13 protein-coding genes are annotated in these 15,914 nt (G+C 54.6%); 10 read left to right on the top strand and 3 right to left on the bottom strand.

The window, feature by feature from the left end; all coding sequences use genetic code 11:
• The first annotated feature begins 242 nt into the window (after positions 1-242).
• The 4 genes from ABC383_RS15765 (at position 243) to ABC383_RS15750 (ending at position 4,889) form a co-directional block, all read left to right on the top strand.
• Positions 243-713, top strand: a complete 471-nt coding sequence (locus ABC383_RS15765) for a DUF2946 domain-containing protein (protein WP_413016386.1) — start codon at positions 243-245, stop codon at positions 711-713.
• 274 nt (positions 714-987) lie between these two features.
• Positions 988-3,069 carry a TonB-dependent receptor family protein gene (locus ABC383_RS15760; RefSeq protein WP_413015032.1) on the top strand — a complete coding sequence of 694 codons (2,082 nt, stop codon included), beginning with the start codon at positions 988-990 and terminating at the stop codon, positions 3,067-3,069.
• A gap of 96 nt (positions 3,070-3,165) precedes the next feature.
• Entirely contained in the window at positions 3,166-4,407 is a 1,242-nt protein-coding gene (locus ABC383_RS15755) for an exo-alpha-sialidase (protein ID WP_413015031.1), read from the top strand.
• The gene (locus ABC383_RS15750) at positions 4,404-4,889 is read left to right on the top strand and encodes a TlpA disulfide reductase family protein (RefSeq protein ID WP_413015030.1); all 486 of its coding nucleotides are present in this window, start codon (positions 4,404-4,406) and stop codon (positions 4,887-4,889) included. Before ABC383_RS15755 ends, ABC383_RS15750 begins: the two co-directional genes overlap by 4 nt.
• Positions 4,890-5,005: 116 nt before the next feature.
• On the opposite strand, the gene ABC383_RS15745 is transcribed toward ABC383_RS15750, so the two are convergent.
• The gene (locus tag ABC383_RS15745; RefSeq protein ID WP_413015029.1) at positions 5,006-7,270 is read right to left on the bottom strand and encodes a TonB-dependent receptor; all 2,265 of its coding nucleotides are present in this window, start codon (positions 7,268-7,270) and stop codon (positions 5,006-5,008) included.
• 579 nt (positions 7,271-7,849) lie between these two features.
• Positions 7,850-8,290 (bottom strand): flavodoxin family protein, encoded by a 441-nt coding sequence (locus tag ABC383_RS15740; RefSeq protein WP_413015028.1) that lies wholly within the window; start codon positions 8,288-8,290, stop codon positions 7,850-7,852.
• A 354-nt stretch (positions 8,291-8,644) separates the two neighbouring features.
• On the opposite strand from ABC383_RS15740, the gene ABC383_RS15735 reads away from it, so the two are divergent.
• Positions 8,645-9,259, top strand: a complete 615-nt coding sequence (locus ABC383_RS15735; RefSeq protein WP_413015027.1) for a DedA family protein — start codon at positions 8,645-8,647, stop codon at positions 9,257-9,259.
• Positions 9,260-9,374: 115 nt separating this feature from the next.
• Here ABC383_RS15735 and ABC383_RS15730 read toward each other — a convergent pair whose 3' ends face one another.
• The gene (locus ABC383_RS15730; RefSeq protein ID WP_413015026.1) at positions 9,375-9,914 is read right to left on the bottom strand and encodes a hypothetical protein; all 540 of its coding nucleotides are present in this window, start codon (positions 9,912-9,914) and stop codon (positions 9,375-9,377) included.
• A gap of 679 nt (positions 9,915-10,593) precedes the next feature.
• Between ABC383_RS15730 and ABC383_RS15725 the strand changes: the two genes are divergently transcribed.
• The 5 genes from ABC383_RS15725 (at position 10,594) to ABC383_RS15705 (ending at position 15,846) form a co-directional block, all read left to right on the top strand.
• On the top strand, positions 10,594-10,941 hold the full coding sequence (locus ABC383_RS15725; RefSeq protein ID WP_413015025.1) for a hypothetical protein: 348 nt from the start codon (positions 10,594-10,596) through the stop codon (positions 10,939-10,941).
• Positions 10,934-12,139, top strand: a complete 1,206-nt coding sequence (locus ABC383_RS15720) for a phage exclusion protein Lit family protein (protein WP_413015024.1) — start codon at positions 10,934-10,936, stop codon at positions 12,137-12,139. The genes ABC383_RS15725 and ABC383_RS15720 overlap by 8 nt, the downstream gene beginning before the upstream one ends.
• Positions 12,140-12,503: 364 nt before the next feature.
• Positions 12,504-13,490 carry an ABC-three component system protein gene (locus ABC383_RS15715; RefSeq protein ID WP_413015023.1) on the top strand — a complete coding sequence of 329 codons (987 nt, stop codon included), beginning with the start codon at positions 12,504-12,506 and terminating at the stop codon, positions 13,488-13,490.
• Positions 13,487-13,981, top strand: coding sequence for an ABC-three component system middle component 2 (locus ABC383_RS15710; RefSeq protein WP_413015022.1), 495 nt, complete (start codon positions 13,487-13,489; stop codon positions 13,979-13,981). Before ABC383_RS15715 ends, ABC383_RS15710 begins: the two co-directional genes overlap by 4 nt.
• A complete protein-coding gene (locus ABC383_RS15705; protein ID WP_413015021.1) occupies positions 13,972-15,846 on the top strand; it encodes a hypothetical protein in 1,875 nt (624 codons plus the stop codon). The genes ABC383_RS15710 and ABC383_RS15705 overlap by 10 nt, the downstream gene beginning before the upstream one ends.
• Positions 15,847-15,914: the final 68 nt, after the last annotated feature.

Below are 15,914 nucleotides of genomic sequence, written 5' to 3'. Positions count from 1 at the left end.
AGGCGTTATTGCATTTCGAGCCCAAAACATTAGAAGCTGGCGTTGAGCCCAAGACACGATAAGGCCGGTTAAATTGGAGAAAAGCAGATGTTCGCTGAATGCAGTTTGTCGACTCAGTCTATGAGCGGACCCCATGTTAAACTACTTCCTTGTCAAGGATGCAATAACAGCCTTGGTGAAGTATTGACCTCTAGTATCGATATATAAAGAAAACGGATTTTTAGGAATCAAACTCCTTGGGTATGAGTCATTATCGTCGTTCCATGGCTGCCTGGATGGCCTGCTTTGCCGTTCTCCTGGCATCGCTCGCGCCCGCGGTATCGCATGGAATCAATGCGTTCAGGCTGGCCGAAGTCAGCATGCATGCGCATTGTGACGAGATTGGCGATGAGGCACATCAGTCATTGAAAGAAGCAAGCGAAAGGAGTTTGGGCCTGTCCGCCCACGCTTTTGAGCATGGCGAGCATTTATCTCGGGATGCCGCGCTCAAAAACACTTCCCACGCGGGCCATGAAGCGGGAGGCAACTGGCATTTCGAGCACTGCCCCTTTTGCTTTACACATGCAGGTTCCTTCGGTTTGGCACCTGTCATTTTCCTTGCGAACCAGATGGGCATGAGCGTCACGCTTTGCCCCGCGCTGTTCTATCTGTCACCCCATCCCCTTTTCGCATGGACAAGTGCGCAGCCGCGCGCTCCCCCCGCCATTTCCTGACGCTTTCCGATCCGTCCTGCCCTGGCTGACATCGGGCAGGCATTCATCGTTTGAACGTATTGCTTATTGCGTGTGCCAGGCATGTTGCCTTTAGGCGCTGCTTGCCCGCTCGTCTGGCCAAGTGATCGGCTTGGCAGCAGGCGACGTGCCAGCACCACTGCCTGTGCATTCACAGGCAGTGCCCAGCGGCGCGTGCCAGTTCAAGAATCTGGTTGATCAAGGCCCCGCGGTGCAGTGCGTTCAAGCAGTCAAAGAAATTTTACGAAAGTCTGTAATGCGCTCTCTCAACAAGCCATCCCAAGTCAATCAACCTCGGCAAGCCGTCGCCTTCCAGGCTTGCCTCATGCCAGTCATGTGGGCGCTGTATGCATCGAGTGCCTTTGCCCAGGAACAAGCGCTTCCCCAGGTAACGGTCACATCGGAGCCCTACTCGAGCCCGACGCTGGAGTCCATCGACGCCGCGAAAAGGCGCATCGCCACTACGCCGGGCGGCGCCAATATTGTCGATGCTGAGCAATACAAGGAAGGCCGGGCCTCGACGCTGCCGGACGCGCTGCAATTTTCTCCTGGCGTGTTCGCCGCATCGCGATTCGGCTCGGAGGAAGCGCGCCTGTCGATTCGCGGTTCCGGCCTGCAACGCACTTTCCATGGGCGCGGCATCCAGCTGCTGCAGGATGGCATCCCGCTCAATCTTGCCGATGGCAGCTTCGACTTCCAGGCCGTGGAGCCGCTTTCAGCCCGCTACGTTGAAGTGTACCGGGGCGCCAATGCACTGCAGTTTGGTTCGACGACGCTTGGTGGCGCCGTTAATTTCGTCAGTCCCACTGGGTTGGCCGCTCCCCCGGCAGCTGCCCGTGTCGAGCTGGGCAGCTTCGGCTACAAGCGTGCGCAGGTGGCAGCCTCGGGCCGTGGCGAATCGGTCGACTGGTACCTGTCTGGCTCCGAATACTTTCAGAAAGGATTCCGCGATCACTCCAGGCAGGACACGCAGCGGATTTCAGGAAACCTGGGCTGGAAGATGACCGATGCGCTCGAAACCCGATTCTTCCTCAATGCCGTTAAGAGCGACTCAGAACTGCCCGGCGCGCTGACAAGGGCCGAGATGGCGGCGTCGCCGCGCAAGGCTGACCCCGCCGCCGTGACTGGCGACCAGCATCGGGATTTCGACCTGGTCCGCCTGGCCAACAGGACGACTTACCGGATAGGGCCTGAGCAGCGGGTGGAGATCGGCGGGTTCTATTCCTACAAATCGCTGTTCCACCCCATTTTCCAGGTGCTGAAGCAGGACTCGAATGATTACGGGCTTTCCGCCCGCTACGTCAGCGACCGTCGACTGTTCGGCAACAGGAACCAATTTGTCGTGGGCACGATCCTGCTGAAAGGCGACCTCGACGACGACCGGTTCCGCAACATTGGCGGCCAAGCGGGAGCGCGGACGGGACAGTCCGCGCAGCGCTCGAGCAACTATTCGCTGTTTGCCGAAAACCAATACTACGTCTTTCCTTCAACGGCATTGGTCGTCGGGGCGCAGGCGGTGACGGCGAAGCGCCGCTTGGAAGACCGTTTTCTGGCCGACGGCGACAACAGCGTCGACCGTACCTACCGGCGCGTTTCGCCCAAGGTAGGCGTGCGCCAGGAACTGTCTCCCGATATCCAGGTGTACGGCAATGTCAGCGGAAGCTATGAACCGCCGACCTTCGGCGAGCTGGCCGGCGGGCCCAACGTCACGCCCGTGTCAGCCCAGCACGCAACTACTGCGGAGATTGGAACGCGCGGCAATGTACGGCAGGCATGGGGGACGATGCGCTGGGACCTCTCGCTCTACCGGGCACAGGTAAAGGATGAACTGCTGGCGCTGAACGGCGCCAACGGGAATCCACTCGGCACGACCAACGCGAGCAAGACGATTCATCAGGGCATTGAAGCCGGAATGGAAGCTAGTATCGGCCGCCAGTGGACGGCCCGCGCCGCCTATCAGCTCAACGATTTCCGGTTCGACGACGACCGCGTGTTCGGCAACAACCGTCTTGCCGGCGTGCCGCGCCATTTTGCGACAGGCGAACTGCTCTACAGGCTGGACAACGGCTTTTATGTCGGGCCGAACGTGCGCATCGCCTCATCGGCCAATGTTGACCATGCTAATACATTGAAGGCCGGCGGCTATGCGGTATATGGCTTCAAGATCGGCCAGCGCGTGACCAGGAATGTGGCGTGGTTCGTTGACGCGCGCAACCTGACCGACAAGGTATACGCTGCTACGACGGGCGTGATCGCCGATGCGCGCGGCACCGACAGCAGGCAGTTCTATCCCGGTGACGGCCGGGCTGTCTATGCCGGGATTGAGATCAGCTATTGACGAAGGATCGTCGGTTCAAGCCGTGCCGCTAGGCGGTGGCACGGCTTTACAGGGAGCCGACTTCAGCACACCGCTAAACCCATGGAGCAGACATGTATGAATACCCTGCAAAATTTTAGAATCTTTACCACTGCCATCCTTGCGGCTGTGGCACTGACTGCCGCTTCACCGGCTGCACCGGCCCAGGGGCATGAAGGGCATGGGCATGGATCGGGAACGGCAAGCGCTTCCCAGGACCTCGGGACCGCTGCGGCCTTCGACCGTAACGGCCGCCTGTGGGCGGTCAGCAAGGAAACCGAAGGTCGCGACCAGTATGTCGCGCTGCGCAGCTCCGAAGATATGGGGAAAACCTGGACCGCTCCCCGGCGCATCCAGAAAGCGCCCGAACCCATTGCGGCAAGGGGGGAGGCGCGACCGCACATTGCCTTCGGCAACAAGGATGAAATCTATATCACCTACACCAGCACCGTTGCCATGCCGCATATCGGCGATATCCGGTTTGTCCGGTCCACGGACGGTGGACAAACCTTTTCGGCGCCAGTGACCGTGCATGCGAATCGCGACTTCATCGTGCATAGCTTCGAATCGATCGTGGTCGACCGGGACGGACGCATCTATATCGCATGGATTGACAGCCGCGACGCCGAAAAGGCGAAAAAGCGGCAGGAACGCTATGCGGGTTCGGGGGTGTACTACGCCGTCTCAAGCGATCAGGGCGCAACGTTCAAGGGCGACTACAAGATTTCCGACCACTCCTGCGAATGCTGCCGGATAGGCCTGGCGCTGAACCTGCAGGACAAGCCGGTGGCCTTGTGGCGTCATGTCTTCGCGCCCAACATACGCGACCATGCGCTGGCCGAACTCCAGCCCGACGGCGTCATGCCGGCGCCCGTGCGGGTCACGTTCGACGACTGGCGCATCGATGCCTGCCCGCACCACGGCCCCTCATTGGCTTACACTGCTGACGGCACGCGCCACCAGGTCTGGTTCAACGGCAAGGAGGGGGACGGCGGCGGCGTGCAGTATGCAGCGGCAAAGACCGATGGAACGATATCGAAGCCAGTTCCGCTTGGCTCTGCCCAAGCGTCCCACGCGGATGTTGCCGCGCAGGGAAAGCAGGTTGCGATTGTCTGGAAGCAGTTCGACGGTCAATCGACAGCTATTGTTTCCCGCATCTCCGAGGATGGCGGTAACACCTGGAAGGAGAGCGAACTGGCCCGTACCGAAGGCGAATCCGACAAGCCGTACCTGGCGACGGCGCCCACCGGTCTCGTACTGGTCTGGCGCACGCAGAAGGAGGGCATCCGCGTCGTTCCGGTCGGGAGGGGCAAGGCATGAAGAAGCGGCTCCTGCTACCGCTGTTACTTGCGCTGTCTGTTTGCATCAGGGGCGCGCCTGCCGCTGCGGAAGATAAAATCCAGGCCTTGGAACCAGGCAGCTTCGGACGCATCGTCGCCGCCGGGAAAGGCAAGCCGCTGGTGGTAATGCTATGGTCGCTCACATGCGACTATTGCGAACCGAGCTTCGATGCGCTGGCAGATGCAAAGCGAAGCAAGGGTCTGGAAGTCGTTACCATTGCAACCGATCGCGCTGACGATCACGAGGCTGCGCAACTGATCAGGAAAAAGCTGTCGCGACACGGTCTTACCGCCAACAGCTGGGCGTTTGGAACTGTGCCGGCGGAGCGCCTTCGCTATGACGTTGATCCCAAATGGCGAGGCGAGATGCCGCGCACTTATTGGATCAGGAGCGACGGCAAGATGCACGCCTACTCGGGATTGATCACGCCAGAGATAGCAGCCGAAATGCTTGGGAAGTAGACCGGGCATCTCTGGGCTTGTAAAAGACGCTGGCGGCCAGAAACCGACGTTGTCGAGGCAAGCGTGAAAGACTGTTTACATTCCGAATGCAGCTTTCACGCCCCCCTCTACAGCAGTTAGAGCCACGAATAGCGGAGCCCCATCCAAATCCCGCGTGGAGCACCATAACCACGGAACTGTTCGCCTACGACATTGGTACCATCAAACGTCCGGCCGGGCCCAGTAAAGGCATTCAACCCTAGTACGCCCAGGTTGGCGTATTCCCGGTCGAACAGGTTGTTGATGCGGGCAAACACTTCCCATCCCTTTTTGACGGTATAACGCGTATCGAGATTGACTACGGCATACCCCGGTACTTTGCCATTGGCATCACTATTGTTCTCGTCCCCACGCGCATACACACTTGCTGCATAAACGACATTTGCCCCGACTGCCCATTGCGGCGTGACCGCATAATCCAGCCTGAGTTTGACGCTGTGACGTGGAATGCCAGGCACACGGTCGCCGCGCCGCACCTGGATCGTGCCGTTCTCATCTGCACTGGTGTTCACCGGACTGTTCTCGGCAAACCCGGTTCGGTAGGTGGCGTCGATAAAGCCGTAATGTGCACCTAAAGACAGCGGTCCCCATTTTCCTGTTACGCCCAACTCCAAGCCCTGCCGCCGTGTGCGTCCGACATTTTGGAAGTAGCCGGCATTGGTAGCGACGCCAGTGCTGGCAATAAACTGGATATCGTCCTCAAGCTCAGTGCGGTAGATCGCCGCATTCCACGACAAACCTTCGCCACGCTTGCCGCGAGCGCCCAACTCAAGTGTTCTGGCGACCACCTTCTTCAGCGGCGGATCCGCCAGGAAGCTGTTAGGCAGCTTGCATGGGGCCTCAGGGTCTGCGCAGGTGAGTTCGATTGGCGTCGGTGCCCGCATGCCTTCATTGTAGGTAGCATAGGTCGTGAAATTCGGGTTCGGATTGAAGTTCAAGCCGACCGCTGGATTGAACCGGGAAAAGCGGTGGCTACCATCCAGTTCTGGCGCGTCGCCAGTTTGATCGCGAATTGACACGCGGGCGAGGTTGTAGCGGCCTGACAGAGTCAGCGCCCAGCGGTCGGTTAGCGACAGCACATCGGACAGGAACAGGCTGTAATAGCGGTTACGGGTTCTGGCATCGGTGTCGAGATCAAAGTCGCCAATGCCGATCGCACCCCGGTTTTCAGTAAAGGCGGCGGACTGGTTTTCCTGAGTGAAGCGCGCACGGCCGATATCGACAGTGCCGCCGGCGACGAACTGGTTTTTCATGCCGGCCAACTGACCAGAAATGGTCAATTGCAATCCGCCACCGTAGCTGTGCTGGCGAATGGCGGAGCGGTCGTTGTGAGCTTGGGTGGTGTTGATAATGCCGTCTTCCACCTGGCCGAATTCGTCGTTGACGTTACTCGACACGTTACGGTTGCGGTAATTGCGATAGTAAAGGTTGCCGCCAAGCAGCACATCGTCATTCAGAAAGCGACTACCCTTGGCGGTTAGGAACATCAACTTGTTCTCGTTCCGGTCGGGATAGGTATAGGCTTGCCGGATATTGTCCGCAAACGACTTGGGAAGAGTCTGGGTACCCTCTAAGCGGTTGTCAGCGGCCGTCAGGCTGACGTCAAGGTCGGTATCGCGGGTCTGGTAGCCCACCTTGCCGAAAAACTGCTGGATGCGGCTGCCGTTGTGCTCGGCCCAGCCATGGTCGCGAGCGACGTTGCCGGTTACAAAGTAATCGAAGTTGCCGCTTTTGCCGCCCTGCTCGAACTCGACTGCGCGGCGGCCGAAGGAACCTGTCGATAACTGCACCGCGCCGCCTGGGTAGGCGCTGCCGCTCTTGGTATAGACAGCCAGCGCGCCGCCCAGTGTGTTGAGGCCAAATGCCGGATTAGAACCTGGAATGAGCTGTATGTTGGCGATGGCTGACTGCGGCAGCAGGTCCCAGTTGACGGTGTCGCCGAATGGTTCGTTAATGCGCACACCGTCCTGGAATACCGACAAGCCCTGCGGTACACCCAGCAGCGGCGAGGCGGTGAAGCCACGGAAACTTACGTCGGGTTGGTAGGGATTACCCTGAGCCGCATTGACAGTCACGCTGCCAGCATTCTGCTCCAGATGGTCTGCCAAAGTCAGTTGGCGCTGCTGCTCGATATTGCGACTGTTCATTATTTGAACATTCGCTGGCACATTTTGTATCGGTGTGCCCAGGCCAGGCAGCATCGAGGTACCTATGACTTCGACAGTGGGGAGTTCCAGGGCCTCGGCAGGGTTCTCCTCGGCGTGGGCCGCACCAGAGTGCACAAAGATACCTGCCAACGCAGTCAACAAGGCCGCTTGGCGTAATGGGGGTAGATTTTCCATCGACAGTCTCTCTCCTAGTTTTGTATTTTTTGTGCATAGGGCATGCAAATAGCAATTGCAAGCATGCATCTTTTGCCGCCTCCTATGTGCAAGGACTATACCAGCGAGAACATTAACTTTTACAGCCTCAGCATGGAGTGCGCGTGGAGTAGCCGCCACTCGATCGCTATCCTGACCAACGGTCGGACAACTAGGCGCTTCCGTGCTGGTCCGCTATCGGTGGTTCAGCAGACATTTAATACATTCCGTAAATGGACGGCTAAGGGTCGGTTTTCCCCGTTCCGGCTGAGACGGCAGTCGGCCATGACCAGTCCTTATGCCCAATAAAGTGGATGACCACTTTTTGGCATTAAGCAGTCGTCAATCTGTGCCGTATAAGGCACTGGAATACTTTCATTTCTACTGTTTATGGGGGAACCAACTAAAATGCCAGCAAGAACGCAGCATAAGTTACTTCACTACCCAGAACGGGAAAGAAGCGACTGCGGCGGAGACTAATGGATTGGACTATTGATGCCGGCTGGCCGGGTAGGAAGCCGGTGTAGATGAAATCCCGTTGGGATACGATAAGACCTTTCATCACAACTCGCTGGCGGCTTGATTCAAGTGAACGCACCATCTCGCGAGGTTATTCCAGTCCTTGTAAGGAAAGCTGTCCATGCAGAAGGGAGGAATCAGTTCCTTCCCTCCTGCTTGGCAAAGAAGATGCCTGAGAATTTGTTCTGCGCCGAGATCAAAATCGTCATAACCGAAGTAATTGCCCAGTTCACACACTGCATAGGGCTTGCCATAAAGATTTCGCGTCTGCCGTACGAAGAATTGCTCCATATCCTCCTGCAACTCTTGATCCCCTGTAGTCGAGGCGAAGAAAAGTAATAAGTCATACTGGGCGAAGGTGCTGTCGCCGGTCAACGTTCGAATATTGACAATGTCGACTGGAAACGACAAGAGTGGCGGCACTCGCTGCACAACTTTGGCTGTATTGCCCCAAGTTGATCCATAGACAAGTAATGCCTTCATAGAATCTTTTCTCGCCGTTCTGAAGACATGCGTTTAACTTAATCACCCTCAGGAGGCGGCTCATGGATAAAGCGAGTTCCTGGCCGTCCGTAAGGGGAAAAATACTCTAGTTAGGACGATAGCCGGCCAAGGGGCGACCATTCCTCATTTCAAAGTGAAAGTCCGTTCTCAGTCCCGTTGCAGCGGCGAACACATCCGCTAGATGACACTTGGCAATTATCCAATTCTTCGCTGAAACATTGTTTCTAAATTAACTTTGAGGCAGCCATCAGGCATTTCCATGCGGATAAGCATGACGTAAAGATTTAGGACGTTTACTCTGTTTCAAATCCCCTTTATTTAGGTATGACAATTATGTTCGAACATATCGTACAGTTTTTGTCCCAGAGCGGCTACTCCGGCGTATTTGCCTTGATGGCTCTGGAAAACATTTTCCCGCCCATTCCCTCTGAAATGATCATGCCTATGGCTGGATTCGCCGCCGCTCGTGGTGAGCTAAATATTGTTGCTGTGCTCGTTGCAGGCGTAGCAGGCTCCGTAGTTGGGACATTGCCGTGGTATTACGCCGGCCGCCTCTACGGAAAAGAACGGCTTAAGAACGTCGCGAGCCGACATGGTCGCTGGATTACCGTCGGGCCCGATGATATCGAGAAAGCCCTGGATACCTTCCAAAAACACGGCCGGAAGGCAGTTTTCTTTGGTCGACTGGTTCCAGCCATCCGTACTCTAATTTCGGTACCCGCTGGAATCGCGAAGATGTCGATGATTAAGTATTTACTCTATTCGACAGCAGGATCACTGATATGGACGGGATTACTTGCCGCTGCCGGTTATTTGCTACAGGCTGAATATCAATTGGTCGCAAAATATGTGGATCCTGTGTCAAAAACGATTGTCGGAATCATTGTTACTTTGTATGTGTACCGCGTAGTGACATACCGCTCAGAAAAGCCGCATGCAGAGTCTTAGACCACACAGTCGTTCACGAAGCAAGGACAGCATGACTTGGAATGTTGAAGTGGGATAAAGTATAAATGGCAATAGTCCCGGCCATGTCCTTGGAAGTTATTCCGATAATACGTGGCTATGGCACCTTCATTGCTTTGGCTCGTTCAATATCGCGGCCGTAATTGTATTCGGCATGCCGTTTCGCGTTGGCCGTTCTTGTCGCTACCTCGGTAGCGCAGGTTTTGCGGTCCTGCCCATCCAGCTTTGAGCACTCCATATTCGCTGAACGATCAGCGTGCATCACTTTGGCAAGCGCAACTTTGTAGTCTTCCTTTGCTCTTGCCCGAGCGTCGTCGGATGCTTTCTTGCGGTCGTGATCCGGCAAAGGGACGGTATAACCAGGCCGGTCAACGGCAACCTTGGCATCTTCTTCTGCGGCATCACGCGTTGCCAGAGCCTGGATTTTGCATTCCTTCTCGGCTGGTCCGGTCCGTTTCGAACATTCGTCGGTAGCATGCTTGTAGTCTTGAAGAATTTTCGCTTGGGCCGATACATAATCTCGTTTTGCCACGGTTTTCGCGTTCTCGGCATCGGTCAGTTGAGCCGCAGCTAAGCTGTCTAGAAATCCAAAGTGCGCCAACAATAGCAGTAGTATGCTGTAAAGAAATCTTTTCATGTCCTATCCAGTACCCGCTCAATAATGTTCATGATCGCACGCCGTTGCCCCATTTGTCTGCGAAGATGCAGACCGTAATTGGCACAAGATGTCTTCACACATTATTTGTTCATTAAATTGAGCAAATAAAACGTGCGCTGTGCATCACATTCCGGACTTTCAGTCAGTGAGCCATGAATGGCCGAATTGGGTCGAAATTTTCCGTTCGGGCTACGACGACAGCTAGCTATGACCACACATTGGAGATTTGTCGCTGAATGACTAGTTCACGACCCGATAGCCGACCTTCTTCTAATCTCGGCGGAAGATGAAAAGCAACTAATAAACCATGTTGTATAACATAGATCGATAAGATGTCACTTACCCCCAAAACAGTGAAAGGCCATCGATTTTAAGGTATAGTTTTACTAGAGGTTGTTATCATTGAACTTAAGGCGGTTTTCTTATCCTTCTAAATCGTTGCCAATGGCCACAATGCCGAGTGCCGCGCTGTGCAGCAAAGACTTTATGTGAAGAGTTGAGGGTCTTTTTACCTTATCTGCATAACCGAACTCTAAAATTATGGTGCGAACCGTCTAATCGAACGCAGACTGAGTTTATAATTTTATTTGCATTCCTTTTTTTCTCTCAATTTAATTTTCCAATTTTCCAATTTACCAATTTACCAATTTACCAATTTATGAATAATACGAACAATATCCACGAAAAATTAAATCTTAGTTTTGAAGAGCTTTATGCTGAATTAGCAACGGGCCTCTCTAAAGGTGCGTCTCCTGGCGACCTTATCAAACGGGGGAAAGAAATATACGAAAATCTTAGAGAAAAACTTCATGATAAAATCTGCCTATCGGATGCTGTTCATGAATCATTCAGCCGTGGGGATAAAGTGCTGTTGGTTGCGGCTCTAGTTGATTGTGTTTCTGGCGCAATTACTGGCATTTCGCCCGTAACATTTTGCGTGCTGTTGGCTAAAGAAGGGGTTTCAACACTTTGTGCTACTGAGTGGAGTAAAAAGTCGGATGAATAGGCCGGCAATTTTAAAAAACTTTGATTCTTTAAGCATAGCTTTAGAAACCCAGTCATATAAATTTATTCATCAAAACACTGTTGAAGGAGAACTTTTTGATGTAAAAAAAGAAACAAAAAAATTCGTCAAATCCAAAATTGCAAAACATCGAAATAAGAATAAAGATTTTTATAAGAAATATTGCTATGAATGGATGCTGGATTTTGAAAATTTTCAAAATCCCCTCGAAGCTATGTACCAGCTATGGGTTGTATCCATGCTAGCTAGCAACCCAAAAAAACATCCTTCGAGAGATAAATTTTCGAATATTGCGGTCCGCTTTCTACCCTGCGGCAATGCAGCAGCAGAAAGTATATATAATAATGGATTTCGCTATATCATAATCTCTACAGCATTTGTCGGCTTGGCTAAGTCATATGCTTGGCTCAATTATTCTTTGGCAAAAATAGGCACCTGCCTTCCGCGCACTACTAACTTCGTAAACTCAAATATTATGGGCGGCGCTGATATTGAAGCTTCACTGCGAAGTGGTGATCCTAAAGTGTTAGAGGCGGTGAACGATTTCCTGCAAGTCGCTATTTATTTTGTCAAGTATCAGCCGCCACCGTTAAAATTCCACAATTTTATTGACCACCTCAATGATCCTAAAAGTGGATTTGTGAAGTTTGGAAAAATTTTTACCGCCATTGAATCCTACCTTTTATATCATGAGTTGGCGCACTTGCTAGAACATGATTTTTCTGAGCTGCAAAGAACAACAGCCGAAGAGCTACATGCAGATAAAATCGCGACGAGTATGTTAATTAGACATACTCAAATAAACAAAACTCCTATACTCGATTATTACACTGGCCCTATCGTTTGCCTCCAGCTTTTTCGCTTGTTTCATTTAGTACGTACAGTAGTTGTCATATCAGATACTGTTAATGCGAATCAAGGTGCGATGTTTGACATTAAGGAATTAGGGCAAGTGCTTTTAGCAAGTGAGAATGAACTGAGCCTCCGATTGCACGGACTGAGGCATTCAATGTTGCAATGGGGCGTTTTAAAAGGGGCTGAAGGGCTCTTTAGCGATTTAACTGCAGAATCTCATTTGGCCATTGTTGCGTGCCAAGGTCAGCTCATTGCTGATTTAGACAAATCTTCGCCATTCAACCATTATGAAGTGCTGCTAAAAAATATGAGCGTCAGCAAATGATCGTGGCATTTCTATTTTAGAGTTTCGTCCGCTTTCACTGCAGTTTGGACGTCCGGCCGCCAGCGCTGTTCTTCTGGTTAGGTTCAAGAGAGCCTTTAACCCGGTTTTTCGTTCCGTTGCGCTTTGGACCCAATTACTAGAAGTAAACTGTGGAGATAGTGTAAGCGCGACAATCTACTTAGTTATCGGAAAGGTGACTGGATTTCCGACTACCCCTCTACATACGTCGCTACGCGATCACTGAAAATCCCGCGCCAGAAAATATTCCAGATATATGCCCCCAAAACCAGTCACAACCCACAAACCACGGAAAACCCAGCTCGTAACCAAGGGCGGCGTCATCCAGCCGTCGTCGCAAATCCTTTTGCTGAATCCCGACCAATGGGAAGACTTGATCCTGGCTGCCGCGCGAAAGCGCGATCTTCCCGGCGGGCACCATTATGCGGTCGTCAAGCGCCTAGGCGGGGCTGGTGACGGGGGCCGAGATATTGAAGCTCGGTTTGGCAAGGAGTTGGTACGTGACGGCTGGGACCTTTACCAAGCCAAGCACTACGCTCAAGGGCTGACACCCAGCAATGCCTTTCCGGAGATGGCGAAATTCTTCAAGCAATTGGCCTTAAGAACTTACCCCCGCCCGAGTTACTATTATTTCTGCTGTCCGCGGGCAGTCGGCAATGATCTCCACAACATGATGGCCTCAGGTGCCGCAGCTTTTAAGGCAAAGTTCCTCGATGCATGGAAGAATGAGCACACGGGCATGAAAGGCAGAGCGAACGAGCTGACGCAAGACGTTCAAACTGCCATCGACGATTTCGATTTCGGCCGCTTCACCGAGTGCGCTGCTCACGACCTGTTGGTCTGGCACTCGCTCGACAGGGATGCCCACCACGACCTGTTCGGCATCGTGCCCAAACGCGGCGATGATGACCCTATGCCTGTCCAGCCCGCTGGACACGAAGACAAATATCTCGACGAGCTTCTTCGCGCTTACACCGAGCACAAGGCGTCGCCCGTGACCCGGGTCAACGTGCCTGGCAGCGATTATGAGGAACACCTCACTGCACAGCGGCAGACCTTCTATTGCGCTGAGGGTTTGCAGCGCTTCAGCCGTGACATCTACCCACACGAGCAGGAGTTTGAACGACTGCTAGATATGGTTTACGCGGGCATCCGCCCTACGGTCGCCCAACTCCGTCTCAAAACGGGGATGGACCGTGTCGACGCAGCCGTAGACAAGGCGTCGACATTGCAAGTACAGGAGAGCCGCTTGTCGCCCCAGCTTCGTGGAGGTGACCTTCCTGGCACCTGCCATCACCTCGTCAACGGGGGTAGGCTCAAGTGGGTCAAATGAAAAAATCCAAGCCCACCGCCGCCTTCAACTCGCCGTATGAACTGGGCGTTCGGATGGTTTACCTGCTCAACTCCTTGCAGCCAGCCGGCGCTGACCTCCAGAAACTCGTTCTTCTCGACTACGCCATCGTGTATTCCAACGATCTCGGCGGCCCCCCCAGCCTGCACACCCCGGTGCCCTACCGCGGCAGCGAGTACCTGAGCCGCCGCGACCTCATCGCCCAGGGCCTCTACCTGATGAGTACCCGCGGCCTCGTCGCCGTTGCCATGGACGAGACCGGCATAACCTATTTTGCCGGCGATAGCGCCAGGAGCATGGTCGGCGCGCTAACGTCACCCTACTTGCGTGAACTAGAAGATCGGTGTCGATGGGCGGCCGTGACCTTCGCCACGCTCAGCTCGCGAGACATGACCGAACGATTCGCCAAGCAAGGATACCTGTGGGGTGCCGAATTTGAAGGTACCAGCCTACGGAGGGGTCAATGGCAATAACGCTGAAACACTTGCGGGTAAGCGGTCCTGGCCTGGTGCCGGCCGTGGCGTCATTCGACGGACATCGCACCCTCATTCACGGTCCCAGCGATACAGGCAAGTCGCACATCTGGGACTGCATATGGTTCCTGTTGGGCGGGACAGGAACACTAGAGCAGTTTCCAGAGTCAGAAGGCTATGACTTGCTTGAGCTTGCCTTCCTGAACGATGAGCACGAGTACCTTGTGCTCAAGGCAATGGCCGGCGGTGCCGCGCGCGTGCTGGTACGGCGGGACGATATTTGGGTCGTGGCCGGTGCGCCGAACCCGCTCGAAGATGTCGCGCAGGAGCTTGGTGAGTTGCTCGTCAAACTGTCTGGAGCAGAAGGCAAGAAAGTGCTTCGCACAAGAAGTGAGAAGGGTGCCATCACGGGTGACGACCTGAGGCATTGGGCGCTGCTTTCCCAGCCCGGAATGATTTCAAGAGACGCGACCAAGGGCAAAGGTCATGGTTCGGACAAGCGCGTCTCTTCCTACTCGCTGTTCCTCAGCGGGCTCGACGACTCCGCGGTGGAGCTCTACAAGAGCAGTTCTTTCAAAGAGCAAGCCAAAGGTAAGTTGGCGGTCGCCGAATCGGAATTGGCGCGCTTGCAGGGCCTTATTCCAGCTGGCACAGGTCGCGCATCAACTGTCGCTGCCTTGGCACGGGTCGACGAACGTCTTGACATGTTGACGACGCAACTCCAAGCGCGCTCGTCAGTTCTGAAGGAACTGCGACAGCAAATCGCCGCGGAAGGGGGTGCTCTCGCTAGTGCATTGACACAGCTCGCAAGCGCCACGGCGATCTGCGAGCGTTTCACGTTGCTGGACATGAAGTATTTAAGCGACCTTGCCCGACTCGGAGCCACGGACGAGGGCATCGCCTTCTTCCAAGCGTTAGAAGAGACGACCTGCCCACTCTGCGGCACGCCGGTTGAGCACCACTTGGATCCCAGCGATCTGAAACCTAGAGCGCCAAAAAAGTACCGAGATGCCATTGCCGCTGAGGCCGAGAAAATCCGTGAACTTCGGCGAGGCCTGCAGCCATCCGTGGCCCATGAGGAGGCTCGCATCGCAACTGCTACCGCCGATGTGCAACGGTTGACGGCGTCGCTTAAGGCATTGGAAGAGCAGGAAACGTTTGTCCTACGGGCCGCGGGGCAGGAATTTGATGCGGACCCACGCGAGCTTGCCGAATCCCACACGCGGTTCTCGTCATGGATAGACGCCTTCGACGAAATCGATCGGCTGAAAGGGGAGATCGCCCGTCTCGAGCAGGAAACGAAGCAGAAAAGGACAGTCCTCGTTCGCAACGTGGGGTCGCACGGCGATGAGGTCGGAGCGATCGCGCGACAGATGCTCAACGACTGGGGGTTCATGTCCATCAAATCGGTATACGTCGACCCGGCTGCCTGCGACTTGGTCATTGACGGTCGTCGGCGTCTCAGTTATGGCGCGGGCAAGCGCGGCCTGTTCCTTTCCGCCATGACCATCGCGTTGATGCAGCACGCACTGAAGGAGGGGCATCCCCACTTAGGCGTGGTCGTGTTAGATTCGCCGCTGAAGGCCTACGCCCAAAAAGAGTCAGCAGACAACATGGATCGAGACATTCCAACAGCCACGGTGAACGCAAGCTTCTATGGCTGGCTGTCGCGCTTCGAAGGCCCTGGCCAGATCATTGTTCTTGAAAATGAGGCGGTGGACCCGGCTACAGCTCGTGCTTTGAACGCCATCGAGTTTACCGACGACCACACCCACGGACGGCAAGGGTTCTATCCATCCAAAACGGTGGTCGCCCCGCCTCCAGCGCCGGCGAGTGACGGAACCGAGTTCGACGATTTCGAGTAGCGCCCATAGGCGGCACTGCGACGCGGCTAATTTTTACCCCGTCTCAAATTTCTGGTTTGGGGCAATTT

Source organism: Noviherbaspirillum phoenicis (assembly GCF_047237965.1).
Lineage (GTDB): Bacteria > Pseudomonadota > Gammaproteobacteria > Burkholderiales > Burkholderiaceae_D > Noviherbaspirillum_A.
This window is presented reverse-complemented; position numbering and strand designations above follow the sequence as displayed.